A 23,082-nucleotide genomic window follows, 5' to 3' on the forward strand; every position below is an offset into this window, starting at 1 on the left:
CTTATGCCATCGATTTAACGCGCGCCGACAGGCGGGACATTTTGCGGGCAGCGGTGTTCTTGTGGAAGATGCCTTTGGTGACGCCGCGCATCAGCTCGGGCTGAGCTTCTTGCAGGGCGGCTTTGGCGGCAGCCTGATCGCCCGATGCGATGGCTTCTTCGACCTTACGCAGGTAAGTGCGGATACGCGAGCGGCGGGCTTTGTTTACGTCGGCACGACGCTCGTTCTGACGGGCGCGTTTTTTTGCCTGAGGCGAGTTTGCCATTTCAAATCATCCCTTTACTGGGGTTAACATTTCGATTGCACGGGGCCCCAGCTGACAGCGTTCATGTCGGGAATGATTCTAGCCAGAGCGGGCCTCACGCGCATGTATTGGGGGCGTATAGAGCCTGTATGCGGAAAACGCAACCCTATTCCGGCGCACCGAAATAGGGCCCTGTGTCAGCGGCCTTAGCGGTCGCGGAACTGCGGGGTACGTTTCTCGACAAAGGCGGCCATGCCTTCTTTTTGGTCTTCGGTGGCGAACATCGAATGGAACAGGCGGCGTTCAAACAACAGCCCCTCTGCCAGCGGCACCTCGAACGAACGGTTCACCGCCTCCTTGATCGCGCAGACCGAGATCATCGACTTTTCCGCGATCTTGGCGGCGGCGGCCAGGGCCTCCTCTTGCAGCTTCTTGACCGGCACGATGCGGCTGACCAACCCGGCGCGTTCGGCCTCTTCTGCGTCCATGAAACGGCCCGTCAGGTTCATATCCATCGCCTTGGCCTTACCGATAGCCTGAGTCAGGCGCTGCGTGCCGCCGATTCCGGCCATCACGCCCAGGTTGACCTCGGGCTGGCCGAATTTGGCAGTGTCCGAAGCGATGATGAAATCGCACAGCATGGCCAATTCGCAGCCACCACCCAGCGCGTAGCCCGAAACAGCCGCGATGATAGGTTTGCGCACACGGCCAATTTCAGCGGTTTCGCCACCGAACAGGTCTTCGGAGAACACGTCGGTATAGCTTTTCTCGCTCATCATCTTAATGTCGGCGCCGGCGGCAAAGGCCTTCTCGGATCCGGTCAGCACGATGCAGCGCACCTTGTCATTCTTCTGAGCCGCGCTCATCGCGTCGGCCAATTCCGTCAGCAGCTGCGCATTCAGAGCGTTCAATGCGTCGGGGCGATTCAGTTTCACCAGTGCAATGTGATCTTCAATTTCTACGATGAGCGTCTCGTATGCCATGAATCCATGCTTTCCTTGTTTCCGGTCAGGCTGATTGATGGCCCGTCCTGCCGCGCGGATCAAGCTATCTTTGACAGGTCGGGCAGTAAAAGGTGGACCGCCCCGACTGCACAATCCGATGGATGACCGAGCGGCAACCGGCGGTGGTGCAAGGGTTTGCCTCTTGGCCGTAAACCCGGAAATTGTGTTGAAAATAGCCCAGTTCCCCGTCCGCCTGGCGGAAATCCTTCAGGCTCGATCCGCCGGCGTCAATGGCTTCGGACAGCACATCGCGGATCACCGGCACCAGAGCCCGCAGCCGGGGCGCGGCGATCTGCCCCGCCTTGCGTTTGGGATGAATTCCAGCGCGAAACAGTGCCTCGCAGACATAGATATTGCCCAGCCCCGCCACGATTTTCTGATCCAGAAGGGCGGTTTTGACCGGGCTCATGCGCCCCCGGAGGGCAGCCACCAGATAGTCTTCGTGAAAATCGTTGCCCAGAGGTTCCGGCCCGATCGAGGCCAGCAATTTATGCTGATCCGCAGTGGCGGTCTCCAGCAGGTCCATTGCGCCAAAACGGCGCGGATCGTTGAACGTAATGCGCGCGCCATTGTCCATGTCCAGCACCACGTGATCGTGTTTTTCCGCCGCCGGATGGCCATGCACGAACTGGCCCAGCGGATCCCCCGATACCGTCATCCGGCCGCTCATGCCCAGATGGATCAGCAGCGTTTCCCCCGATCCCAAATCCGCCAGAATGTATTTCGAGCGCCGCCGCAGCCCCAGCACTTTCTGCCCCGTCAGGCGCTCGGCCATCCGGTCAGGAAACGGCCAGCGCAGATCGGGCCGGTTCACCTGCGCGCGGGTAATCACCGCGCTCTCCATCGCGGGGGCCAGGCCCCGGCGGACGGTTTCGACCTCGGGCAATTCAGGCATGTTTGCTCCTATTAGACAGTTCGGCGCATTGCAGCGCCGTCTCAGCGCCCTATAAGAAGGGGCAGAACAACGCACTGGCAAGAGCCCATGACCCAGACAAATCAGAAAACCACTCATTTCGGCTTTACCGAGGTTCCCGAGCACGAAAAGGCCGGGCGCGTGCAGGGGGTGTTTGGCTCGGTTGCGTCGAAATACGATGTGATGAACGATGCCATGAGCATGGGCATCCACCGTGTGTGGAAAGACGCGATGATGGATTGGCTGGCGCCGCGTCCGAATACGCGCCTGCTGGATGTGGCCGGGGGCACGGGGGACATCTCGTTCCGGTATCTGAGGCGCGCGGGCCGGGCCCATGCCACCGTATGCGACCTGACCGAACCGATGCTGATCGCTGGCCGTCAACGCGCCGAGGCCGACCAGATGGCCGACAGTCTGGACTGGGTGGTTGGCGACGCGATGGCGCTGCCCTTTGCCGATAACAGCTTTGACGTTTACACGATCAGCTTTGGCATTCGGAACGTCACCCGCCCGCAAGAGGCCCTGAACGAGGCCTACCGCGTGCTCCGCCCCGGAGGCCGTCTGATGGTGCTGGAATTCAGCCAGATCCCCAATGATCTGATGCAGAAAGTCTATGATCTGTATTCGTTCAATATCATCCCGAAAATGGGCCAGGTGATCGCGAATGACCGGGACTCGTACCAGTATCTGGTGGAATCCATCCGCAAATTCCCCGATCAGGACACATTCCTGGGGATGGTCAAACAGGCCGGATTCGAGAACGCGAAATACCGGAACCTGACGATGGGCATCGCCTGTCTGCACTCAGGCTGGAAGGTCTGACGATGCGCGGACCTCATAACATTTGGCGGCTGATCCGCACGGGTGCCACGATGGAGCGCACCGGCGCCATGGGCGTGATTCTGGACGCAATGGACGCCCCGCGCCCCGTCCGCATTCTGGCGCGCACCCTGGCCTGGCCCTTTGCCTGGCTGGGCTATAAGGGCGATCCGAACATGCCCCCCGCCACCCGCGCGCTGACCGCGTTGGGCCCGGCCTATATCAAATTCGGGCAGGTGCTTTCGACCCGCCCGGACGTGGTGGGCGCCGATATGGCGCTGCAACTGCGCGTGTTGCAGGACAAATTGCCCCCCTTTTCCATCGAAGCCGCAAAACAGGCCGTCACCAACGAGCTGGACCGCCCGGTCGATCAGATTTTCAGCGAATTTTCCGAACCTGTCGCTGCCGCCTCGATTGCACAGGTACACAAAGCGCGGCTGACAGACAGCGGCGAAGAGGTCGCCGTCAAGGTGCTGCGCCCCGGCATCGAACGTGCCTTTCAACGCGACATCGACGCATTCTATTTTGCCGCCGACGTCATCGAGTTTCTGTCGCCCGCCTCGCGCCGGTTGCGCCCGCGGGACGTGATCTCGCATTTCGAGGGCGTCGTTCAGGGCGAGCTGGACCTGCGTCTGGAGAGCGCCTCGGCCTCGGAATTCCAGGCCAATACCGTGGATGACGCAGGGTTTCAGCTGCCGCAGATCAAATGGGATCTGTCCGGCCGCAGCGTGATGACCATGACCTGGGCCGAGGGCGTCCCGCTGGGCGATAACGATGCCATCGACGCCGCAGGCCATGACCGCCGCGCCCTGGGCGAACGCGTTCTGGGCCTGTTCCTGAACCACGCGCTGCGCGACGGTTTTTTCCACGCGGACATGCATCAGGGCAACCTGAAGGTCGCCGCAAACGGCGACATCATCGCCTATGATTTCGGGATCATGGGCCATATCGACGAATACACGCGCCGGGTTTACGCTGAAATCCTGTTCGGCTTTATCCAGCGCGATTATCAACGCGTCGCCGAAGTCCATTTCGAGGCCGGCTACGTGCCCGCCGATCAGGATGTGGACGAATTCGCCCGTGCCCTGCGCGCTGTGGGCGAGCCGATTTTCGGCATGGATGCCACGCATATCTCGATGGGGCGGCTGCTGAACTACCTGTTCGAGGTGACCGAGCGTTTCGGCATGGAAACCCGTACCGAGCTGATCCTGTTGCAGCGCACCATGGTTGTGGTCGAGGGCGTCGCGCGCTCCTTGCATCCGCAGGTCAACATCTGGGAAGTCGCCAAGCCGGTGGTGCAATCCTACATCACGCAATCCATCGGCCCGCGCGCCGTGGCCCGAGATCTGGCAAAAACGGCCCGAGTCCTGACCCGGTTCGGTCCCCGCCTGCCCGGTCTGGTCGAGGCAATGCTGATCCGACAAACAACAGCAGCCGAACCCCAAACGCCCCCGTCGCGCAAAACGGCGGCCATTTGGGCATTGTTCGGCGCGGTTGTGGGTGGCGGAGTGGTCAGCCTAATTCAGGCATTGCTCTAACGCGGTCATTTCCAACCGCATCGCCTGTGCGTAAACCTTGGCGCCTCTTTGGGTTTTCCACGCGCAATAGGCCGTCATCGCCCAGTGGTACCAGGGCTGCATCTTTTCCAGTCGCTGCTGTATGGCCGAATCCCGATAGGCTTGCAAAAAGGCCTGTCTTTCGTCCCACGTCAGCGCCGCGCCGCGATACACCCATTGCATCGCAGGCGACAGAAAGATCGCCAGATCTTCAACGGCATCGCCCACTGCGGGGCATTGCCAGTCAATAAGGCGCGCACCATGCGGTGTCATGACAATGTTGCCGGGAACGGGGTCTCCGTGCAAAAGCACATACCGCTCCGAGGCAGGCAACGCCATCTGCGGTTTGTGTTTCGATAACCAGCCCGCAATATCCGCTGGAAGCTGTTCCAGAAAGCCAGCCACCCGCTTGGAAACCGGCCCCGAACCCCCAGGTAAAACACGCAATCCCGCGGGTGCCGGCGCTTCATGCAGGCCGCGCAGCAGCTTACCCACTTGCCCGGCATCGGTGGCCCATGCTTTGCCCTCTAGGAATTCGTACACCAGAAAATGCTGTTTGTTGGTGCGAAGCTGCCCCAGGAAACCTGGCGACATCCCACGCCCGGAAAGCGCGCGAAGCACCGCAGCCTCGCACTCCGGACTGTTGGGAAACACCGGATTGCCGTCTGGCTGGGCATAGCTTTTGACAACCGCGCGCCCCACGCGCCACAGCTGGTTGGTCTGCCCCCCTGGCAATGGCTCCCACGTCTCACCCTTTGTGATCAAACCCTTTTCCGATAGCAGGGCTTCTATTTCCAGGGCTTTGGACATGCGGGCTCCGTCCGGATTGGGGATCGCCGGAACCTATGCGATCACAGCAGTCACCGCAATCAGGACTGCGGCCTGCGCACCCCCGTCACACCATCCGAGTAAATCTCACCGCCTCCTTCCAGAACCAGAATAACGGCCCCCGAATCGCTGCGTGCCTCGACAATGGTGCCCCAGGTTTCGCCATAGCTGGTTTCCGTCAGGTTCCCGTCCACATAGCTTTCCACCTGGAACGTATAAAGCCCGCTGGCCAGAGCATCCCCGTCCGGGTCGGTCCCGTCCCAGGTTACCATTTGCGAATCGGCGTCGATACTCATTCGATCCACTTCATTGCCATCGGCATCGTACACCACCAGTTCCGCCGTTTCGGCATAGGTCACGGGGTTGACCAAAACCTCGACCCCTTCGGTGCCATCAAAATGAGCGGGCCCGGTTGAGCGCCCCTGCATCCCAATCCACCCCGCCAGATCCGACATCCCGGATTGGCTGTTCATGTAGATCAAAGACCCCAGCAGATCATTTGTCAGCACCTGCTGCTCCAGCCCCGAAAAAGTCGCCAGTTGCATGGCGTATTCCGAGGAATCCATGGGATTCAGCGGATCTTGGTTCTGCATCTGCACCGTGAGCATCTTAAGAAAAGTCTCAAAATCCGAGTTCAGAACGGTGGCAGATTGCGCCGCCGAGGCGCTGCTGGTGGCCGAGCTTGTTGTATCGATTGTCGTCATGTTGGCTCCTTCCTCAAAGGCGCAGATCCAGGCCCGTCGCCTGAACCATCTGGGTTTCCGGGTCTTCTATCGGCGCGGCGTCCGCCCTGATCGCCGTCCCTGCCCTCTCTTGATTCTGCTGCTGCTGTTGGTCCGAATAGCTGACATCGCCAAACCCCATATTTTTCAGGTCTTGCATCAGATCGGGCAGATGCCGGCGCATCAAATCCAGCGTCTCGGGGCGTTCGGCCTGGACGATCAGCACAACCCCCTGATCTGTCTGACTGGCGGTTAGACGCACCCGGCCCAGCTCTTCCGGGTTTAGAGAAATTTCGACTTTACCGTTGGGTGTCAGGGCATTTTCGGCCAGTTGCTGAACAACCTGCCGCGCAACATTCGCTGATTGCGCTTCAATCCCGCGCCCTGTGGGGGAAAGCTGCGCGGTTAAAATCTCTGTACCTGCCGCGATGGCCATCGCCTCGGGCTGTCCATCGAACCCGGCTGATTCGGCCAGGTTTTTTTCACCCGCGAGTGCTCGCTCGGGTCTGGTGACAAAGGCCATTTCGGCCGGGCTGGGCTGCTCGCCCGCTGGCAACGGGTTTTGCTCTGCACGAGGGGATCTGGCGGCGCCCCATTCAGGCGCCGGGTGCGCAATCGCGGTGTCGTTTTCGACCGTTGCAAGTGCTTTTGTCTCTTCAAGAGGCCCACTGGTGCGCGGGGCAAAAGGCTCTTGCTGCGGGCCACCGACCGCATTCACCGGAACCGGAGTGTCACGGGCGGGTGTAAACTGACCTCGTGACGTCTGGTCTGCCTGTGAAGAAGACGGCGCGAACGACGGAGTATTCGCGCTCAGAAAAAAGGCGGCTGCTTCCTGCACAGGCCGGCTGGCCGGCAGGGGCGCGAAATCTGGGCCCAGGACCGCATCTTTCTCAAACGCCTGCCCCGATTTTGAAGGCGCGTTTTCCGCAGAAACCGAGATATCGGCCCGAGGCGCATCCTGACGCGGCATCGTTTCAATCCGCGCAAAGGCACGAGGCTCTGTATGATCTGCGGCCATTCTCGTGGTTTGGACGGGTTGCGGAGAAACGCCCTCAGCCTCCGGCCCCCAGGACATTTCAGGTGTTGCGGACTGCGCTGAAATCACGGTCGCAAGGGGCGGAGAACTTGCAAATCTGCTGGTTTCTGCGGGGCTCCCCCCCCCTGAAAGAGGGGTTTCCACATGCTGTACCGACGATGGACCCGCGTCAGACGCGGGCATAATCGCCCTCGCCGCGCTATCGGAGTTTGCACGATTCGTAGCTTGCGGTGACGCGACGGATGGCTCTTCCCCCTTCGTAAACCGGGACAGCGAATCAGTGCCCTGGGCGATAAAGGCGCTGGAGTGAATGGCCTCAATGCCTGTGCGGGCCCCTTTGGGGCCAATGGGCTGTATATGATCAGTTTCACTTTGGACTGAGGGCTGGATTGGGCGCAGATTCGGCTGAGACTCGGCGCGCGGCTCACCGGGCGCGTTCGGCGCCTTGCCCGGAGCGGTGGCGACATACGCAGCCTCCTCCGGTATGCGATCGGGCGTTGCTGCGTTCTGCGCGATATCGTTCGTGGCCGGTTTCTCGGCCAGTTCCGCATCTTCGGCGGGTGGCGCATCCTCTGCCTCGGGCAACGCAGCTTCGGAGCTTACATCCGATTCACCCTCTGCTTGCGGCACGGAAATCTCTTGATCCTCGCTCTCCCGAGCAAGAGCTTCCAGCACGGAATCAAAGCTGAAACCAGGGGTTTCAGAGCCTGAAAGAAGCAGTTTTTCTGCATTTTTTCCAATGGTTATACCCAATTCGGATGTCAAAAAGGACAGATTCATAAGCCCCTCCGAAATTCTTTCGTAGGCCTGCAAACTCCGTGATTTTAGTTACCGCTTCTTTACCGCTTTGCCGTCATGCTTGGAAAAAATTGCTCAAATTGGAGAGACCTATGACCCAAATTTCGTCTCTGCCGGAACCGATGGCAGACCGGCTGAGCCAGCTACGCCATGCCGCCGAAAAAATGGAAGCGGCCTTTTTATCCGAAATGCTGAAGGCGGCTGGCGTCGGCAAGCCGTCCGAATCCTTTGGTGGGGGGGCCGGCGAAGAACATTTCGCCTCTTTCCTCCGCGAAGCCCAGGCCGAAGAAATGGTGCGCGCAGGCGGCATCGGACTGGCCGAAACCTTGTTCCACGCACTTAAGGAGAGAGAAAATGCAAAATAACACTGATCTGATCGCCAAGCTGCAAACGCTCTTGGATGAAGAACGCAGCCTGCTGTTACAAGGCAAGCTGGACGCCCTGCCCGACCTTCTGGAGCGCAAACGCGATCTGGTCGAGGGGCTGGGAGAGCCCGGAGAGGCAGATTTGACCGATCTGCATAGTAAACTGACGCGTAATCACGCGCTGCTGAATAGTGCGATGGAGGGCATCCAGCGCGTCTCAGAGCGTCTGGCCACGCTGAAACGTATGCGGCTGTCGCTTGAAACCTATGACAGCCAGGGGCATCGCCAATCGCTGGACACCCGTGCGGTCAGCCGAATGGAAAAACGTGCCTGACCGTTTGAATCAAATTCCAAATATTCAATTTAGGGGTTTAGCGTTCTCTTAGTCTTTGGCGGCACATGGTGATCCCGCATCCAGATTGGGTGGCACAGCGTCGAATGATCTTCGCTGTACGGTCTGAAGGGCCCTCGGTCCGTCCTTTGGGGGCGGGATGATCAACCGGCTGCGAAACGCGGCCAAAGACTTGAGGAAAATGCTATGTCCAGCATTCTGACCAACAATGGCGCAATGGTTGCGCTGCAAACACTGAAATCGGTTAACTCGAATCTGGCCGATACGCAAAATCAAATTTCGACTGGTAAAGAGGTCGCCTCGGCCAAGGACAACTCGGCTGTTTGGGCCATTTCGAAGGTGATGGAATCGGACGTAACCGGCTTCCAGGCTATTTCGGACAGCCTGTCGCTGGGGGAATCCACTGTGGCGGTCGCCGCGAATGCGTCGGAAACCATCACCGATCTGCTGACCCAGATGAAAGAGAAAATCGTCGCCGCACAGGGTGGCAACGTCGATCGCTCCAAGATCAACGATGACGTGACAGCCCTGAAAAACCAGATCGATTCGGTCGTCTCGGCAGCGCAGTTCAATGGTCTGAACCTGGTGGACGGTTCGACGGCTTCAACTTCGGTGTTGGCGTCGCTGGATCGTGACGGCTCGGGCAACGTGACCGCATCGTCCATCTCTGTTTCGGCGCAAAACCTGTCGACCGGTGGCTACACGGCCAAGGCGGTGTTCGATGCAACTAACACCGAGGGCGTCTCGGCTGACGGCCAGGACAGCTTCGGCTTCTCACTGGATGCGAACGGCGGCACGGACGATGACGGTGTCATCGAATTCGAACCTCACGGTACCGCTGCCTATGCGGCAGGCGATAGCATTACGATGCGCCTGGGTGATGTCGAAGTGAGCTATACTGTCACCGCTGAAGACATCGCCTCGACATCAACCGCCGATGTCATTGCCGTTGGCATGAAAGACGCGATTGAAGCGTCCGAAGCGAACGTGACAGTGGACTACAACATCGCCAACTCGGGGCGTCTGACCATCACCAATGATGGTGGTGACAGCCTGCATGTCTCGGGCCAGTTTACCAACGCCAACTCGGGTGGTCTGGGCGCTTTGGCGGCAATTGACGTTTCGACGTCCGGCGGTGCCGCTTCTGCACTTGGCTCCATTGAGACGCTGATCGATACCTCGATCTCCGCAGCTGCGGCATTCGGCTCCGCTCAGGGTCGGATCGAAACTCAGGCTGATTTCGTATCTAAACTGACCGACTCGCTGAAATCGGGGATCGGCTCGATGGTGGATGCGGATATGGAGGAAGCTTCGGCGCGCCTGCAAGCCCTGCAAACGCAGCAGCAACTGGCAATCCAGTCGCTGTCGATTGCAAACCAGGCACCGCAGTCGATTCTGTCGCTGTTCCGGTAATACGGCTTGGCTGAGGCGCCTAGGTGCCTCAGCCCTCCATCACTTGCATTCTTCAGCGACAGGAAGGTTCTTTCGTGAACGCTTTTAATACCGCGCAGCGCGCATACGCGCAAACTGCGGGCCCTATTCGTACGCCCCGCGGCCTTGAATATGAGGCATTTGCCCGGATCACACATCGCCTGAAACGCGCATCGGACAGTGGCTCCGCAACTGCGTTAGCTGCTGCGGTGCACTTGAACCGGCAACTTTGGACGCTTCTGGCCACGGATGTCGCCGACGAGGCAAACGCTCTGCCAAACGATTTGCGCGCGCGCATTTTCTACCTGTCCGAATTCACCGCGCAGTATAGCCGCAAAGTTCTGCGCAGAACATCCGACATCCAGCCGCTGGTGGATATCAACACCGCCATGATGCGCGGACTGAAGCAACAGGAGGGGCATCAATGACTGGCCTCGTGCTCAAGCTAGGACCCAAGGAGCGTTTGCTCATTAACGGCGCCGTCGTCGAAAATGGCGATCGCCGCAGCAGACTGTCCATCGTGACACCGGATGCAAACATTTTGCGTCTCCGTGACGCCATTCATCCAGATGAGGTCACCTCGCCCGTCAGGCGTGTCTGTTATGCAACACAACTGGTACTATCGGGGGACTCTGACCCAGACGAGGCGCGGTTACAACTGCTGCGGCGCATCGAGGAATTGAGCCATATTCTGACGGACACCGACAGCCGGTATTTACTTGATGCCGCGTCGGATGCAGTAATCCACAACCGTTTTTATCAATGCCTCAAAGCGCTGCGTAATCTGCTCCCACGGGAGGATCGCCTGCTGGCGGCGCGACTATCATGAGCTTTCAGCCTATTGTCCCAGCAAGTGGTCTGGTCGGCTGGAACTTTCTGGAGCGGACTTATGAAACGCAAACAGAAGTGTTTAATTCTTCGGTCGTGATCACACGTGACACCGAGTATTTCGAAGCGAATATCTCGAAAGTACAATCTGCCGAAGATCTGGTTAGTGATCGTCGTCTGATGCGCGTGGCCCTTGGGGCATTCGGCCTTCAGGATGACATCAACAATACCTACTTTATTCGGAAAATTCTTGAGGAAGGCACCATTGAGCCCGGCTCCTTGGCCAATAAGATGTCCGACAGCCGCTATGCAGATTTTTCCGAGGCCTTTGGTTTCGATCTTGGCATAGCCAACACTCAATTATCCGACTTCGCAGATAAAATAATCGCAAAATATCGCGCACAAGAATTTGAAATCGCGGTTGGCGAACAAGACGAAGACATGCGCCTCGCGTTGAACGCCCAGCGTGAGCTGACCGAACTGGCCGAAAGCGATGCCAGCGAACGTGCACGCTGGTTTCAGATCATGGGGAATACCCCGCTGCGAACAGTAATGGAAACAGCCTTGGGGCTGCCTGATAGCTTTGCCCAGATCGACCTGGACCAGCAGCTGGAGGTATTCACCGAGAAGGCAAAGCAGCAGCTGGGGATGGACAGCATCAGCGACCTCTCTGATGATGAAACAATGAACAAACTGGTAGAGAGGTTCTTGTTGCGCTCACAAGTTTCTAACTTCGCCAGCACGAACTCAGCCTCGATTGCCCTTACCCTGTTGCAAGCGTGATGGTTGCGCGCCTTGCGCCAAAGGTGCCCGCACAGAAGAACGCGACCGGCGCAAAAGCAATTGCAGCTTGGCAAAGCTGGCATCGCCGCCTTGGGTTTCCTTCAGGCCAATGAACGCGTCCAGTTCCGGCCAGATTGCAACAGCGCGATCCAGCGTTTCATCATTCCCAGCTGCATAAAGGCCGGCCCGCACCATCATTTCAGATTGATCATAGGCCCCTAACAATTGGCGCGCCTCGCTCAGCATCGCATTTTCATCCGCAGTCGCCGCATTCGGCAAGCTGCGAGAAACAGAGCGAAGCAGATCAATCGCGGGATAGCGGCCACGCTCGGCAATCGTCCGGTCCAACACAACATGGCCGTCCAGCACACCTCGCAGGATGTCAGCGATTGGCTCTTCCATATCGGACCCCGCGACAAGCACACTGAAAATGCCCGTGATGTCCCCTGTACCTTTCTCGCCAGGCCCCGCCCGTTCACACAAAGACATGATCATATGCGCCGTTGAGGGTGGGAAGCCACGCAAAGAAGGGGCCTCTCCGGCGGCTACAGCCACTTCTCGGTGCGCTTCGGCAAAACGGGTGATGGAATCGGCAAGGAACAGCACCTGTTTCCCCTGATCCCTGAAATATTCGGCAACGGCCATCGCCGTCCAACCGCAACGACGCCGCGCCAACGCCGACTGGTCCGAGGTCGCCGCAACCACGACAGCGCGCTGCATTCCTTGCTCTCCTAAGGTGTCCTCGACGAAATCCCGGAGTTCCCGGCCTCGTTCCCCGATCAGGGCAATAACCACCACATCGGCCTGCATATTGCGGGCCAAATGCGCCAACAAACTGGACTTTCCGACACCAGAGCCTGCGAACAATCCAATCCGTTGCCCCTTCACAATTGGCAACAGAGTATTCATGATCGCCAGCCCGGTTTCCAGACGGCCGCCCATGGCCCGCCGTTTTGCTGGCGCGGGCGGCGCAGATTGCAGAGATCGGGCCTGCAAGCCACCCAGCAGCGGGCGACCGTCCAATGGCCTGCCAAACGGATCAATCACACGGCCGATCCAGGCCTGCGACGGCGCAATACTGGCCGGAGGGCACAAGGCCACAGCATCGTCCAGGGACACGCCATCATAGGGCTCATCCGGCAGCATCACCAGTTCATCCTGCTCCAGGCGCACCACCTCTCCTCCGATCTGATCGCCGTTTTGACGGGTCAAGCGCAGCTGATCACCGATACGGGCACATTGCGTCAGGCCACGCACCTTTATGATCCCCCCGCTCACGCCCGCAACGCGCCCGATCCGCCGAACCGGCGCAATTGCAGCTATTTGGGCACTCAGGCAGCTCAGGTCAGTCGCAAGCATCGATCTCTCCAATCATTTCCTGACAACGGTTTCTAAAGGAATCAGGGTTAAGCCTTGATTGAAATCGCAGAGGGAGAATCCCGAATGTTTGAAAATCTGGAAATTTTTCGCATGGCACATTCCATGTCAGTTCATGCGGGCAAGCGACAGGCATTGATCGCGCAGAATATCGCGAATGCGGACACTCCGGACTATAAGCCCATGGATATAAAACCTTTTTCCGAGGTTATGAACAGCATGAACGGGTTCTCCAGCGCGCGATCTGGGGAATTGGCGAACACGATCTCTGCGTTGGAACCCTATCAAAGGGCCAGTAACGATTCGCCCAATGGCAACGCCGTCTCGGTCGAAGAGGAAATGGTGAACGCCATCGAGGCCCGCCGCCAGCATGACCAGGCACTGGCAATTTACAAATCCGCGCTGAACATCATGCGCAGCAGCCTTGGCCGCAAATAAGGAGCGTCTGAATGAGTGATTTTGGCAAAGCTCTAAGCGTCGCAGCCAGCGGTCTGAAGGCACAGGCCACCAGGCTGCGACATGTTTCGGAAAATATCGCCAATGCGGATACGCCGGGCTACCGCCGCAAAAGCGTGTCCTTCGAATCCGAAGCCACCGCACAAAATACCGTTGCCAAGGTGCAAACCGGAAATGTGCAGCTGGATCGAAGCGAGCTTAAAAAAATCTATGATCCGGCCCATCCGATGGCGGATGCGACTGGGCATTATCAGGGATCGAATGTCGATCTGATCATCGAAATCGCGGACGCCCGCGAAGCCCAACGCAGCTATGAGGCGAACCTCAAAATGTTCGAACAGGCAAGGCAGATGTCTTCCAGCCTGTTGGACCTGCTGCGCCGTTAACGCCGGAAAACCCGGCCCGAGCAAAGGAGAATCAGAATGGAAATCCGCTCACCTTTTGCCGCACAGAATTATGCGGCAGCCAAGCCTGCAACCGAACCTAAACCGGGAACCGGCGATGTCGGCGCGGTCATGAAAGACGCCGCTCTTGATTTCGCTTCAACCCTGCAAGAGGCCGAAAACACGGCCAAGGCCGCCATGTCCGGCAACGCCGATCCCCATGCGCTGGTGCAGGCTTTGGCACAAACGGAACTGGCCGTCGAAACGGCAGTGACAGTCCGCGACAAAGTGGTCGAAGCCTATCAGGAAATCCTGAGAATGCCCGTCTGATATGGACGAGGCCGTCTTCTTTGACACGCTACGGCAAGGGCTGTGGGTCGCGGTAACCGCTTCGGCTCCCATCCTGGCGGTGGCACTTGTCGTCGGGCTGGCCATTGGCCTGTTTCAAGCCCTGACCTCGATTCAGGAAATGACCCTGACCTTCGTGCCGAAACTGGCCGCGATCGTTGCGGTTTTCTGGGTGTCGATGGGCTTTATGGCTGAAACGCTCGTCTCATTTTTTCAAACCAAACTGATCCCAGCAATCATCGGAAGCTGACAGATGGACAACGCAAGCTACACAACTTTGACGCGTCAATCCGGTTTGATGCGCGAGATGCAAATCGTTGCGAATAATATCGCAAATTCGGCAACGACAGGTTTCCGTCAGGAAGGTCTGATCTTCTCTGAACATGTCAGCAAGGTCGCCCAGGGGGATTCGCTCTCGATGGCGACAGGCAATGTGCGGCAAACATCTATGACCCAAGGCACGTTGACTCAGACAGGCGGGACGTTCGACCTGGCCATCGAAGGAGAAGGCTTCTTCTTAGTAGAAACGCCCGCTGGCGAACGTCTGACGCGCGCCGGCAGTTTCTCTCCGAACGCGGTGGGGGATCTGGTGACCCATGATGGTTTCCGGGTCCTGGATGCCGGTGGAGCCCCCGTTTTCGTTCCGCCTGATGCTGCGGATCTCAGCATCGCATCAGACGGAACGGTTTCGACAAACGGGCGCCCCATTGCACAGATTGGCCTATTTCAACCTCTTGATTCTGTTCAGTTGTTCCGAGAGGACGGCGTGATGTTTCGATCAGACGCCGGGTTTGAGCCCACCGAACAGGGTAAAATTCTGCAAGGCTTTCTCGAAAGCTCAAACGTCGATCCGATTTCTCAGATCGCACGCATGATCGAAGTTCAGCGCGCCTATGAAATGGGCCAGAGCTTCATGCAAGCCGAAGATGAACGAATTCGTAACGCTCTGCGGAGCTTTTCCAAGTAACCCAGTCAAGGAGGTGCAGAATGCGCGCTCTGAAAATTGCAGCCACCGGGATGTCCGCTCAGCAAATGCGAGTCGAGACGATCTCGAACAACCTCGCGAACATGTCGACCACGGGCTACAATGCCCGCCGCGCCGAGTTTGCCGACCTGCACTATCAGCAATACGCCCGCGCGGGGACGGTTAACGCTGCGGATGGCACGGTGCTGCCGACCGGCGTGCAATTGGGGCTGGGTGTACGCCCGTCCGCCGTGTCGGTTCACCTGTCGCAAGGGTCTTTGACCGCAACCCAAGGCGATCTGGATGTCGCCATTGACGGCAAAGGCTTCTTGGAGGTGACCCTGCCGTCAGGCCAGACGGGCTACACCCGTGATGGCGGCCTGAAGCGTTCGGCGGATGGATTGATCGTAACATCGGACGGGTATCCGGTCTCTCCTGAGATCACCATTCCCTCGGATGTTCAGTCGATTTCTATCAATGGGCAGGGCGAGGTTTACGGCTATTTCTCCGAAACGGCCGAGGCGCAGTTGCTGGGGCAGTTCACGCTTGCCGGGTTTGCCAACCCTAAAGGGCTAGAAGCGATTGGCAGCAACTTGTTCACCGAAACCGAAGCGTCTGGCCCAGCGCTTGTGTCCACGCCCGCCGAAGACGGTTTGGGCACACTACGCCAAGGCTATCTGGAGGCCAGCTCGGTAGACGCCGTTCGCGAAGTCACCGAACTGATCGAAGCCCAGCGCGGCTATGAGCTGAACGCCAAGGTGATTTCTGCGGCCGATCAGATGCTTGGCGCAACGACCCAGGTCCGCTGATGCGCACGATTCTGGCTCTTCTTATTCTGGCCACACCTGTGCAGGCTGATGTGGTTCTGGCGGCGCGAACCTTGCGCCCGCAGACCATTGTCACCGCAGCAGATCTGGTGGTGAAAGGCGGCACAATCCCCGGCGTGATTGAGGATCCCGCAGCCCTTCTGGGGATGGAAACGCGCGTTGCGCTCTATGCGGGGCGCCCAATCCGCCCTGGGGATGTCGGCCCCCCCGCGATTATCGAGCGAAATCAAATCGTTTTGCTCACCTTTAATAAAGGCGGGCTATCCATTCAGGCCGAAGGCCGCGCCCTGGCGCGCGCAGGTGCCGGTGATCGCGTGCGCGTTATGAATCTTGAATCACGCTCGACAATTTGGGGCTTTGCCCAGCCCGATGGCAGCGTCTTAGTGAAATGAGGTACCTATGAATTTCCGAACCCTTACCCTCATGTCCATTTGCGGTCTGGCCACTGCCTGTGGTGGTCAGGGCCCTATTGGCGAAGCTCCTGATTTTACACCCATCCAGGGCAGCAACGAGCAAAACGCCATGCTAAGCCCCGGACTGCCCATGACCACCCAACGACAACGACGCGTGGATCGGTCTTCGTTGTGGACTGCGGGCCAAACCTCGCTTCTTGGGGATCGGCGCGCCGAAAAACGCGGAGACATCATGACAGTCGTGATCGAAATTGATGACGAAGCCGAAATCCAGAATTCGACCTCGCGTTCACGCAGCGGCTCTGAATCCATGAACCTGCCGCATCTGTTTGGCATTCCGCAACGACTGAATGAAAAGCTCCCCGAAGGGGCCAGCATGGAAGAGGCTGTCTCGCTCGGGTCCAGTAGCGATTCGAGCGGAGACGGAAGCGTTCGGCGAAACGAGAAACTCACCCTACGCGTCGCCGCGACTGTCACGGGTGTTTTACCTAATGGAATTCTGGCCATCGAAGCCCGGCAAGAGGTCCGCGTGAACTTCGAACTGCGTGAGCTTTTGGTCACCGGATTCGTGCGTCCCGAAGATATCTCGCGTCAGAATGAGATCACCTACGACAAAATCGCTTCGGCCAGAATTTCCTACGGAGGGCGCGGACAGATTTCAGAGGTCCAGCAACCGCGATATGGACAGCAATTCCTGGGCCGTATTTTGCCATTCTAAAGGGGGATCACAATGAAAAAACTACTCCCACTTATTTTACCCATCATCGGTATTGGCGCTGGCGTCGGCGCTGGTATCTTTCTGCAACCGGACCCTCCGCCTGCGGCAGAGGAGTATGCGATGGAGCACAAAGCAGAAGCCCATGAGACCGATGTTCACGAAGATGTCTCCGAGCACGACGCCGAAGGCGATCCGCAATACGTAAAACTGAACAATCAGTTTGTCGTTCCAATCATTGAGCAAGGCACGGTAACCTCGATCGTTGTTTTATCGCTCAGCCTGGAGCTGATGTCCGGCAACCCCGAAGACGTCTACGCCAAAGAGCCGAAGCTGCGGGATGGGTTTTTGCAAATTTTGTTCGATCACTCGAATATGGGTGGCTTCAGCGGCGCATTTACCAGTGCGTCCAAAACCGACACGCTACGGCGCGGCATGTTGTCCTTTGCACGTAAAACCGTAGGGCCTGGCGTGGCCGGTGTTCTGATTACCGATCTCGCCCGGCAGGACGTTTGAGAGCGCGCGCCTGATCCACCAGGCCCGTCGCCACCTCTTTCCGCCCGAAAGCCGTTTTCAATTTGGAAAGGCTTCTTTCCTTTTCGGCGCTCACCTGAGCCAGACGTAAGTTGAGCGCTGATTTCTGTTCGCCGATCCAAGCCTGCCAGAGCACATCCATACGGGTCATCCTAAGCTGCATGTCCTCGGCGATCATCCGTTGAGAGCGCTCCTCTTCCTGAGCTAAATCCGCCAGCTTCTCACGCAGCTTCTGCTGTTCTTGGTTCAGCTTTTGCACCTCTTGGGACTGCGCAGTGAAAACCAGCTGAGTGATCGCTTGCAGGTCTTGGATTTGCTTGATTTTCTTCATGACAGTTTTCGTGCTTTTTCACGCATCTCTTCTGAGAATCTGATTGCAACAGCCACGGCGCGGAAATGCTCTTCGTGAATCTGATCACCAGGTTCAAGCTTGGCATAAAGCGCACGGGCTGTCGGGGGGTCGGAATAGACAGGAATGCCGTTCTCGCGTGCGATTTCGCGAATTTGCAACGCCAGCGCATCGACACCTTTGGCCGCGCAAACCGGGGCCTCACCTGGTTTGCGGCTCCACTTGAGCGCCACGGAATAATGAGTCGGGTTCACAATCACCACATCCGATTCCTTCACCTCGGCGACGGTCTGACGCGAGGCCACCTGCTGTGCCCGGCTGCGGCGTTCCTGTTTCAGATGGGGGTCTCCTTCGGCCTCTTTGTGTTCGTCGCGCAGTTCTTTGTGCGACATGCGGTGTTTCACCAGATGCCGATGGCGCTGCCAGAAATAATCAATGCCACCGAACACCGCCATGATCAGCACAACGATCAGGACGAATTGAATAGCCAGTTCGCCCAGTAGCACCGCGATGCCGCCAGGATCATACTGGACACTTTCGGACACGCGGGGGAACTGTGCCCACAAGAAAAATCCCAATAAAACAGAGTAGATAGAGAGCTTCAAAAAGCTCTTGAAGAACTCAAAAAGCCCACTGATCCCAAATTTGTTCTTTGCGTTCGAGATCAGTGAAACCCGAGACAGTTTCGGCTGTAACTTGCTAGGAGTGAACAGGAATGCTCTTTGTGCGGCCACCGCAGCAATGGCGGCCACGGCCGGCAAACCGAACCAGGCCCCGATCGAGAACGCTGTATCAGCGATCAGCCAAGATGTCAGTCTGTGGGCACCGCCCGAAAGCATATCCTGCGAAATTGCATCCGCTTGCGACAACAGAAGCATCATCGTAGTCCCGAAATGGCGCGCCCCTTCGGCCCCTGCGATCAACAGCGCCAGCAGCAGCCCCCCATAGGCCGCCGCAGTGGTGACATCTGTTGACCGGGCGATTTCACCCTTTTTCTTAGCCTCATCCAGTTTGCGCTGGGATGGCTCATGAGACTTTTCGCTATCGTCTTCCGCGCTCATGGTAAGCCTCCGGCGGGGTTAAGCAAAAATGCCTCCATCGCTGCGCGCCACGCGATTAGAATAGAGGGGCTCAGCAACGCCAACAAAACCATGCCTGCCGCCGTGATTGCCGGCGCGCCAACGAAGGCCACCATCAACTGTGGCATCGCGCGGTTGATGGCCCCAAGCGTCAAATTATACAGCAGCGATACAACAATGAACGGCGCCGAGAGCCGAAACGCCAAGGCGAACGCATCTGCAATCTGGCGCAATCCCCATTCGGAAAGCGCCGCGCCGTCGGGAACCGTTCCGGGCGCAATCAGATCGTAACTATGCAAAGTATAAGCAAGAAATTTAACGTGAACGCCTGAAAGCATTGCCAGAGCCAACCCGCCGATCAACAGAACGTGGCCGATCGCAGGCATTGGCTCGGCCGTGTTACCCAATATCTGCGACAGTGACGTAGATTGCGCCGCAATCGTGCCCGCTGTTTGCAATGCCATTACGAACAGGCGCAGGCCGATCCCGAATAACAAGCCAGCTACAGTCTCGGTCATCAGAAAAATCGCCAGGCTGGAGATATTAAACCCTGCCCCGCCGAAAGGGGGGATCAGCGGGGCCAGAACCATTGTGCTTGCGATTGCCAGGGCCAGTTTGACACGGACAGGGACGGATTGTTCGCCGAAACCCGGTACCAGCCAGATGATTGCCCCTACCCGCAGAAACACCAGGAACCCGTGCCAAAGCCATTCCTGGCTAAGATCGAGCGCTTGCGCCAGATCATTCACGCTGACACCAAGCCGACCAGCGAGGGCCGCGCTTCAAGGCCGATCTCCTCGAATGAAAGGACGGGCGCGGTAATGCCCTTGGCCTTAGCCAGGGTTTTCATAAATCTGCGCCGCTGGGTTGAGGTGACAAGCGCTGGATAAATACCGTGCTCGGCCGCTTCGGTGACTTTGTCGGAAACACCGGCCGCCAGTTTATTAAACAAGTCGGGGGGCAGCGCGATGTTATTTCCGCTCATGTCGCCATCAAGCTGGTAGGTCGAAAAGGAATCCTCCCATTCCGGGGCCAGTTGGATGAGCGGAATCGTCCCGTCTTCGCGTTTCAGACCGGCCACCAGTTGGAACCCCAGACGTTGCCGCACGTGTTCACAGATCAGCTCGGAATTCGGGCTGATTGAACGCCCCTCTGCTACGGCCTCCAGAATAAGGGGGAGGTTGCGGATGGAAACTTGCTCTTCCAACAAAAGTTTCAGAACCGCGTGCAAGGTTTCTAACGGCACCCGTTCGGGGATAAGCTCTTCCAGAAGTTTACGGTTCGCCTCGGATCTGGAGGGATCGGACAGGCTGGTCATCTCATCGAGCAGGCGCCGCATAGCCTTGAATGTGAACAATTTTCCAAAGTTTCGCTTGATAACTTCCAGCAAATGAGTCGCCAGAATTTCTGCGGGCATGACAATCGTCGCGCCAGCAAGCGCGGCCGCCTCTTGATTGCGGGCATCCAGCCACCGGGCGGGCGCATTATAGACAGGCTCGGCAACATCTTCGCCTGCGGGCAGGGCTTCGGCATCGCCCGATACAAGCGCAAGTACTTGTTCAGGCCGAATTCTGGCTCTGGCAATCTCGACCCCCTGAATCCTGATGACATAGGTGCCGGGGGTCAGACTGGGCTCATCCGTCAGGCGAATTTCCGGCAAGATGAGGCCATAAACGCTTGCCACATGCGTCCGCATATTGGCGATCCGCACATCCAGACCCGTTCCGGGCTCGAGTACCATATTCACCAAATCCGGTGCAAATTCGAGATGAATGTCATCCAGCGCCAGGACATCGCCAATCGGTTTTTCTGCTGGCAGGTTCTGGGTTTGCTCGCCCGTTTGTTCGGCCTGAGCTTCGTTTTTTTGCGCGTTATATCTAAGGTAGGCCGCGCCAGCCAGAACCACACCGCCGATCATGAACGGCACAAATGGCAGACCGGGGACCAGCGCAAACAGCACCATCAGAACCGCCACCGTCGCAAGCGCTGCCGGATGGCTACCCAGTTGCTTGACCAGGGTCAGATCCGTGGCGCCAGTCGCCCCGCCACGCGCCAGCAACAAAGCAGATGCAATCGAGATGATCACCGCCGGAATCTGCGTAACCAGCCCATCACCGACCGTCAGAATGGCATAGGTTTCGAAGGCGTCTCCGACGGGCATCCCGTGGATAACGATCCCCATGATCAGCCCCATAATCAGGTTCAGCAAAGTGATCAGAAGCCCCGCAACAGCATCGCCCTTGACGAACTTCGACGCCCCATCCAACGAGCCGAAGAATGTCGTCTCCATCTGTTCTTTCTCACGGCGGCGCCGGGCTTCGGCATGATCAATCGCCCCGGCAGACATGTCGCTATCAATCGCCAGTTGCTTGCCCGGCATCCCGTCCAGGGCAAATCTCGCCCCGACCTCGGCCATGCGCGCGGCCCCTTTGGTGATCACCATGAAGTTCACGATGAGCAGCACGCCAAACACAACCAGCCCCAGAAAGACGCTGCCCCCCATGACAAAATTCGCAAAGCCCTCGATCACATTTCCGGCCGCACGGGTTCCGGTATGCCCCTGCCCGATGATCAGTTTGGTGGATGATACGTTCAGGGACAGGCGCAGCATCAAAGAGGCCAACAGAACCGTCGGAAAGGACGAGAAATCCAGAGGGCGCTCGATAAACAGTGTGACCGTGAAAATAAGAATGGCCAACGCAAAGGATGTCGCCAGGCCGATATCCAGAACGAAGGCAGGCACCGGCAGAATCATCATGACAATGATCGCCATAAGCGCCAGCGCCAGCAGAACCGTCGGTTTGAACAATGTGCTGAGGGATTCGGTATTCATCCTTGCCCTCCGATTGCGATAAAGGGTTTCGCGCCAGTCGTTTGTGGCCCAACAAGCGATCCCAGGCCTCCGCCGGAATTTCCAAGTTGCAGCAATGGAAATCCATTGGCGCGCGCGACGCCCGGTTTGGGCAAAGGCGTGGAGGACAGGGCAGTGCGAATTGCCGTAAACCGCCGTTTGTATTTCTGCGCATAACTGGGTGTATTCGAGTGATAGGCGCCTGCGGCCTCTTCCCAAGTGTGATTGGGTTTTTTCAGGCTTTTCAGAAAATTAGCCGCATAAAGCGCGTTTTCTTCGGGGTCGAACATGGCCTCGATCGACCGAAAAGCATTCCCATGCCATTTATAGTTAATCTGGAAGCAGCCCACATCGAAGCTGCGCGCCCCTGACTTGAAGTGTTTGAAAACATAGGCGCGGGCGGAATCCTCATTCGCGAACCAATGGCCGGCCCCTTCCATATTCACGGTCCAGGGCCAGGGTTGCAGCTTTCCATCCTGACGACGCCCCGTTTCGGTTCGCGTCAAGGCCAGCAGGACATCCAGCGGCACCCCAGTTTTCTGAGCTGCCCTTTGCGCAGCACGATCACAGGTATTCGCCTGCGCCACACAAATCTGAGGCAACAGGACGACCAGCAGAATCCACATCAATTTCAAGCGCATTTCTTGCGTCCGCCTCCGGCTGTTCACATCGGCTTTGCCGACACCGGGACAGATTGCAGACATGAGAATTGAGATTCGGTTACCAGCTTGGTTAATTCTGCGCGCGCATCCACTTTTTGAGATAAGTCTTTAATTTAATACATTATTTTCCCACAATGGTATGGAGAATATTGGTTCATCTCAGGATGCCAACGACACCTCAGTCGATTGTCGGCCTGTATCGACCAAAATACCTAACAATTGATTTGAATTCTCTCCGCTGCGTCTGCCTGGCCTGGCTATCGGCCGGATTCTGACAGCTATGCAACACCTTGATTCGCCGTGATTATTTCCAAATCCAGGCAGAATGTTCGAATTTAGCTTGAATTGAGGCAAAATTTGGGCAGCCTAATTCTCTGCACAATCCCATCAAATCGTTAAAAATCAATACTTTGCGCTATTTTCAACAAAAATGAATGTGACAAGA

At 57.7% G+C, this 23,082-nt stretch carries 29 protein-coding genes; 17 read left to right on the forward strand and 12 right to left on the reverse strand.

Going from position 1 to position 23,082, the window contains the following annotated elements:
- Window position 1: 1 nt before the first annotated feature.
- From rpsT to mutM, 3 genes are all read right to left on the reverse strand, one after another.
- Window positions 2-265 (reverse strand): 30S ribosomal protein S20, encoded by a 264-nt coding sequence (gene rpsT, locus ACP15O_RS06510; RefSeq protein ID WP_425095238.1) that lies wholly within the window; start codon window positions 263-265, stop codon window positions 2-4.
- Window positions 266-450: 185 nt separating this feature from the next.
- Window positions 451-1,227: an enoyl-CoA hydratase gene (locus ACP15O_RS06515; protein WP_425095239.1), complete on the reverse strand. Its 777-nt coding sequence runs from the start codon at window positions 1,225-1,227 to the stop codon at window positions 451-453.
- A gap of 64 nt (window positions 1,228-1,291) precedes the next feature.
- Entirely contained in the window at window positions 1,292-2,143 is an 852-nt protein-coding gene (gene mutM / locus ACP15O_RS06520) for a bifunctional DNA-formamidopyrimidine glycosylase/DNA-(apurinic or apyrimidinic site) lyase (protein WP_425095240.1), read from the reverse strand.
- 87 nt (window positions 2,144-2,230) lie between these two features.
- Here mutM and ubiE point away from each other — a divergent pair, with 87 nt between their 5' ends.
- Window positions 2,231-2,983, forward strand: a complete 753-nt coding sequence (gene ubiE / locus ACP15O_RS06525) for a bifunctional demethylmenaquinone methyltransferase/2-methoxy-6-polyprenyl-1,4-benzoquinol methylase UbiE (RefSeq protein WP_425095241.1) — start codon at window positions 2,231-2,233, stop codon at window positions 2,981-2,983.
- A 2-nt stretch (window positions 2,984-2,985) separates the two neighbouring features.
- Window positions 2,986-4,518 (forward strand): 2-polyprenylphenol 6-hydroxylase, encoded by a 1,533-nt coding sequence (ubiB, locus tag ACP15O_RS06530; RefSeq protein ID WP_425095242.1) that lies wholly within the window; start codon window positions 2,986-2,988, stop codon window positions 4,516-4,518.
- On the opposite strand, the gene ACP15O_RS06535 is transcribed toward ubiB, so the two are convergent.
- The 3 genes from ACP15O_RS06535 to ACP15O_RS06545 are packed head-to-tail and all read right to left on the reverse strand — an operon-like array spanning window position 4,498 to window position 7,902.
- Entirely contained in the window at window positions 4,498-5,346 is an 849-nt protein-coding gene (locus ACP15O_RS06535) for a phosphotransferase family protein (protein WP_425095243.1), read from the reverse strand. The two genes, ubiB and ACP15O_RS06535, sit on opposite strands and share 21 nt — an antisense overlap.
- 59 nt (window positions 5,347-5,405) lie before the next feature.
- Window positions 5,406-6,068, reverse strand: coding sequence for a flagellar hook capping FlgD N-terminal domain-containing protein (locus ACP15O_RS06540; protein WP_425095244.1), 663 nt, complete (start codon window positions 6,066-6,068; stop codon window positions 5,406-5,408).
- 13 nt (window positions 6,069-6,081) lie between these two features.
- Window positions 6,082-7,902, reverse strand: coding sequence for a flagellar hook-length control protein FliK (locus ACP15O_RS06545; protein WP_425095245.1), 1,821 nt, complete (start codon window positions 7,900-7,902; stop codon window positions 6,082-6,084).
- A 110-nt stretch (window positions 7,903-8,012) separates the two neighbouring features.
- Between ACP15O_RS06545 and ACP15O_RS06550 the strand changes: the two genes are divergently transcribed.
- From ACP15O_RS06550 to ACP15O_RS06575, 6 genes are all read left to right on the forward strand, one after another.
- Window positions 8,013-8,285, forward strand: a complete 273-nt coding sequence (locus ACP15O_RS06550; protein ID WP_425095246.1) for a rod-binding protein — start codon at window positions 8,013-8,015, stop codon at window positions 8,283-8,285.
- Window positions 8,275-8,619, forward strand: a complete 345-nt coding sequence (locus ACP15O_RS06555; RefSeq protein ID WP_425095247.1) for a flagellar biosynthesis protein FlgN — start codon at window positions 8,275-8,277, stop codon at window positions 8,617-8,619. Before ACP15O_RS06550 ends, ACP15O_RS06555 begins: the two co-directional genes overlap by 11 nt.
- 204 nt (window positions 8,620-8,823) lie before the next feature.
- Window positions 8,824-10,050 carry a flagellin N-terminal helical domain-containing protein gene (locus tag ACP15O_RS06560; RefSeq protein WP_425095248.1) on the forward strand — a complete coding sequence of 409 codons (1,227 nt, stop codon included), beginning with the start codon at window positions 8,824-8,826 and terminating at the stop codon, window positions 10,048-10,050.
- A 74-nt stretch (window positions 10,051-10,124) separates the two neighbouring features.
- On the forward strand, window positions 10,125-10,496 hold the full coding sequence (gene flaF / locus ACP15O_RS06565) for a flagellar biosynthesis regulator FlaF (RefSeq protein ID WP_425095482.1): 372 nt from the start codon (window positions 10,125-10,127) through the stop codon (window positions 10,494-10,496).
- The gene (gene flbT, locus ACP15O_RS06570; protein WP_425095249.1) at window positions 10,493-10,897 is read left to right on the forward strand and encodes a flagellar biosynthesis repressor FlbT; all 405 of its coding nucleotides are present in this window, start codon (window positions 10,493-10,495) and stop codon (window positions 10,895-10,897) included. Before flaF ends, flbT begins: the two co-directional genes overlap by 4 nt.
- Window positions 10,894-11,679 carry a DUF1217 domain-containing protein gene (locus tag ACP15O_RS06575; RefSeq protein ID WP_425095250.1) on the forward strand — a complete coding sequence of 262 codons (786 nt, stop codon included), beginning with the start codon at window positions 10,894-10,896 and terminating at the stop codon, window positions 11,677-11,679. The genes flbT and ACP15O_RS06575 overlap by 4 nt, the downstream gene beginning before the upstream one ends.
- On the opposite strand, the gene ACP15O_RS06580 is transcribed toward ACP15O_RS06575, so the two are convergent.
- The gene (locus ACP15O_RS06580; RefSeq protein ID WP_425095251.1) at window positions 11,644-13,038 is read right to left on the reverse strand and encodes a FliI/YscN family ATPase; all 1,395 of its coding nucleotides are present in this window, start codon (window positions 13,036-13,038) and stop codon (window positions 11,644-11,646) included. The genes ACP15O_RS06575 and ACP15O_RS06580 overlap by 36 nt on opposite strands.
- 84 nt (window positions 13,039-13,122) lie before the next feature.
- Between ACP15O_RS06580 and ACP15O_RS06585 the strand changes: the two genes are divergently transcribed.
- The 9 genes from ACP15O_RS06585 to ACP15O_RS06625 are packed head-to-tail and all read left to right on the forward strand — an operon-like array spanning window position 13,123 to window position 17,678.
- Entirely contained in the window at window positions 13,123-13,494 is a 372-nt protein-coding gene (locus tag ACP15O_RS06585; protein WP_425095252.1) for a FlgB family protein, read from the forward strand.
- Window positions 13,495-13,505: 11 nt separating this feature from the next.
- On the forward strand, window positions 13,506-13,898 hold the full coding sequence (gene flgC, locus ACP15O_RS06590; protein ID WP_425095253.1) for a flagellar basal body rod protein FlgC: 393 nt from the start codon (window positions 13,506-13,508) through the stop codon (window positions 13,896-13,898).
- Between the two features lie 36 nt (window positions 13,899-13,934).
- On the forward strand, window positions 13,935-14,225 hold the full coding sequence (gene fliE, locus ACP15O_RS06595; protein WP_425095254.1) for a flagellar hook-basal body complex protein FliE: 291 nt from the start codon (window positions 13,935-13,937) through the stop codon (window positions 14,223-14,225).
- A 1-nt stretch (window position 14,226) separates the two neighbouring features.
- On the forward strand, window positions 14,227-14,493 hold the full coding sequence (locus ACP15O_RS06600) for a flagellar biosynthetic protein FliQ (protein WP_425095255.1): 267 nt from the start codon (window positions 14,227-14,229) through the stop codon (window positions 14,491-14,493).
- A gap of 3 nt (window positions 14,494-14,496) precedes the next feature.
- Entirely contained in the window at window positions 14,497-15,210 is a 714-nt protein-coding gene (locus ACP15O_RS06605; protein WP_425095256.1) for a flagellar hook-basal body complex protein, read from the forward strand.
- 20 nt (window positions 15,211-15,230) lie between these two features.
- Window positions 15,231-16,016 (forward strand): flagellar basal-body rod protein FlgG, encoded by a 786-nt coding sequence (flgG, locus tag ACP15O_RS06610; protein ID WP_425095257.1) that lies wholly within the window; start codon window positions 15,231-15,233, stop codon window positions 16,014-16,016.
- Window positions 16,016-16,426: a flagellar basal body P-ring formation chaperone FlgA gene (flgA, locus tag ACP15O_RS06615; protein ID WP_425095258.1), complete on the forward strand. Its 411-nt coding sequence runs from the start codon at window positions 16,016-16,018 to the stop codon at window positions 16,424-16,426. The genes flgG and flgA overlap by 1 nt, the downstream gene beginning before the upstream one ends.
- Window positions 16,427-16,457: 31 nt before the next feature.
- Complete coding sequence (gene flgH / locus ACP15O_RS06620) at window positions 16,458-17,165, forward strand: flagellar basal body L-ring protein FlgH (RefSeq protein ID WP_425095483.1); 708 nt, start codon at window positions 16,458-16,460, stop codon at window positions 17,163-17,165.
- A 12-nt stretch (window positions 17,166-17,177) separates the two neighbouring features.
- The gene (locus ACP15O_RS06625) at window positions 17,178-17,678 is read left to right on the forward strand and encodes a flagellar basal body-associated FliL family protein (RefSeq protein ID WP_425095259.1); all 501 of its coding nucleotides are present in this window, start codon (window positions 17,178-17,180) and stop codon (window positions 17,676-17,678) included.
- Here the strand turns inward: ACP15O_RS06625 and ACP15O_RS06630 are convergent.
- From ACP15O_RS06630 to ACP15O_RS06650, 5 genes are read right to left on the reverse strand one after another with little or no spacing between them, the layout of a single operon-like run.
- Window positions 17,650-18,027: a hypothetical protein gene (locus tag ACP15O_RS06630; RefSeq protein ID WP_425095260.1), complete on the reverse strand. Its 378-nt coding sequence runs from the start codon at window positions 18,025-18,027 to the stop codon at window positions 17,650-17,652. The genes ACP15O_RS06625 and ACP15O_RS06630 overlap by 29 nt on opposite strands.
- Window positions 18,024-19,106: an EscU/YscU/HrcU family type III secretion system export apparatus switch protein gene (locus ACP15O_RS06635; RefSeq protein ID WP_425095261.1), complete on the reverse strand. Its 1,083-nt coding sequence runs from the start codon at window positions 19,104-19,106 to the stop codon at window positions 18,024-18,026. Before ACP15O_RS06635 ends, ACP15O_RS06630 begins: the two co-directional genes overlap by 4 nt.
- On the reverse strand, window positions 19,103-19,873 hold the full coding sequence (locus ACP15O_RS06640; protein ID WP_425095262.1) for a flagellar biosynthetic protein FliR: 771 nt from the start codon (window positions 19,871-19,873) through the stop codon (window positions 19,103-19,105). Before ACP15O_RS06640 ends, ACP15O_RS06635 begins: the two co-directional genes overlap by 4 nt.
- Window positions 19,870-21,957 carry a flagellar biosynthesis protein FlhA gene (gene flhA, locus ACP15O_RS06645; protein ID WP_425095263.1) on the reverse strand — a complete coding sequence of 696 codons (2,088 nt, stop codon included), beginning with the start codon at window positions 21,955-21,957 and terminating at the stop codon, window positions 19,870-19,872. Before flhA ends, ACP15O_RS06640 begins: the two co-directional genes overlap by 4 nt.
- Window positions 21,954-22,616 carry a transglycosylase SLT domain-containing protein gene (locus tag ACP15O_RS06650; protein WP_425095264.1) on the reverse strand — a complete coding sequence of 221 codons (663 nt, stop codon included), beginning with the start codon at window positions 22,614-22,616 and terminating at the stop codon, window positions 21,954-21,956. Before ACP15O_RS06650 ends, flhA begins: the two co-directional genes overlap by 4 nt.
- Window positions 22,617-23,082: the final 466 nt, after the last annotated feature.

This window comes from Youngimonas ophiurae (nom. illeg.), assembly GCF_049803795.1.
GTDB lineage: Bacteria > Pseudomonadota > Alphaproteobacteria > Rhodobacterales > Rhodobacteraceae > Thalassobius.

Bases quoted from the DNA above. Each gene is read 5' to 3' on its own strand.
- rpsT (WP_425095238.1), bottom strand. From the start codon at position 265: ATGGCAAACTCGCCTCAGGCAAAAAAACGCGCCCGTCAGAACGAGCGT.
- ACP15O_RS06515 (WP_425095239.1), bottom strand. From the start codon at position 1,227: ATGGCATACGAGACGCTCATCGTAGAAATTGAAGATCACATTGCACTG.
- mutM (WP_425095240.1), bottom strand. From the start codon at position 2,143: ATGCCTGAATTGCCCGAGGTCGAAACCGTCCGCCGGGGCCTGGCCCCC.
- ubiE (WP_425095241.1), top strand. From the start codon at position 2,231: ATGACCCAGACAAATCAGAAAACCACTCATTTCGGCTTTACCGAGGTT.
- ubiB (WP_425095242.1), top strand. From the start codon at position 2,986: ATGCGCGGACCTCATAACATTTGGCGGCTGATCCGCACGGGTGCCACG.
- ACP15O_RS06535 (WP_425095243.1), bottom strand. From the start codon at position 5,346: ATGTCCAAAGCCCTGGAAATAGAAGCCCTGCTATCGGAAAAGGGTTTG.
- ACP15O_RS06540 (WP_425095244.1), bottom strand. From the start codon at position 6,068: ATGACGACAATCGATACAACAAGCTCGGCCACCAGCAGCGCCTCGGCG.
- ACP15O_RS06545 (WP_425095245.1), bottom strand. From the start codon at position 7,902: ATGAATCTGTCCTTTTTGACATCCGAATTGGGTATAACCATTGGAAAA.
- ACP15O_RS06550 (WP_425095246.1), top strand. From the start codon at position 8,013: ATGACCCAAATTTCGTCTCTGCCGGAACCGATGGCAGACCGGCTGAGC.
- ACP15O_RS06555 (WP_425095247.1), top strand. From the start codon at position 8,275: ATGCAAAATAACACTGATCTGATCGCCAAGCTGCAAACGCTCTTGGAT.
- ACP15O_RS06560 (WP_425095248.1), top strand. From the start codon at position 8,824: ATGTCCAGCATTCTGACCAACAATGGCGCAATGGTTGCGCTGCAAACA.
- flbT (WP_425095249.1), top strand. From the start codon at position 10,493: ATGACTGGCCTCGTGCTCAAGCTAGGACCCAAGGAGCGTTTGCTCATT.
- ACP15O_RS06575 (WP_425095250.1), top strand. From the start codon at position 10,894: ATGAGCTTTCAGCCTATTGTCCCAGCAAGTGGTCTGGTCGGCTGGAAC.
- ACP15O_RS06580 (WP_425095251.1), bottom strand. From the start codon at position 13,038: ATGCTTGCGACTGACCTGAGCTGCCTGAGTGCCCAAATAGCTGCAATT.
- ACP15O_RS06585 (WP_425095252.1), top strand. From the start codon at position 13,123: ATGTTTGAAAATCTGGAAATTTTTCGCATGGCACATTCCATGTCAGTT.
- flgC (WP_425095253.1), top strand. From the start codon at position 13,506: ATGAGTGATTTTGGCAAAGCTCTAAGCGTCGCAGCCAGCGGTCTGAAG.
- fliE (WP_425095254.1), top strand. From the start codon at position 13,935: ATGGAAATCCGCTCACCTTTTGCCGCACAGAATTATGCGGCAGCCAAG.
- ACP15O_RS06600 (WP_425095255.1), top strand. From the start codon at position 14,227: ATGGACGAGGCCGTCTTCTTTGACACGCTACGGCAAGGGCTGTGGGTC.
- ACP15O_RS06605 (WP_425095256.1), top strand. From the start codon at position 14,497: ATGGACAACGCAAGCTACACAACTTTGACGCGTCAATCCGGTTTGATG.
- flgG (WP_425095257.1), top strand. From the start codon at position 15,231: ATGCGCGCTCTGAAAATTGCAGCCACCGGGATGTCCGCTCAGCAAATG.
- flgA (WP_425095258.1), top strand. From the start codon at position 16,016: ATGCGCACGATTCTGGCTCTTCTTATTCTGGCCACACCTGTGCAGGCT.
- flgH (WP_425095483.1), top strand. From the start codon at position 16,458: ATGTCCATTTGCGGTCTGGCCACTGCCTGTGGTGGTCAGGGCCCTATT.
- ACP15O_RS06625 (WP_425095259.1), top strand. From the start codon at position 17,178: ATGAAAAAACTACTCCCACTTATTTTACCCATCATCGGTATTGGCGCT.
- ACP15O_RS06630 (WP_425095260.1), bottom strand. From the start codon at position 18,027: ATGAAGAAAATCAAGCAAATCCAAGACCTGCAAGCGATCACTCAGCTG.
- ACP15O_RS06635 (WP_425095261.1), bottom strand. From the start codon at position 19,106: ATGAGCGCGGAAGACGATAGCGAAAAGTCTCATGAGCCATCCCAGCGC.
- flhA (WP_425095263.1), bottom strand. From the start codon at position 21,957: ATGAATACCGAATCCCTCAGCACATTGTTCAAACCGACGGTTCTGCTG.
- ACP15O_RS06650 (WP_425095264.1), bottom strand. From the start codon at position 22,616: ATGCGCTTGAAATTGATGTGGATTCTGCTGGTCGTCCTGTTGCCTCAG.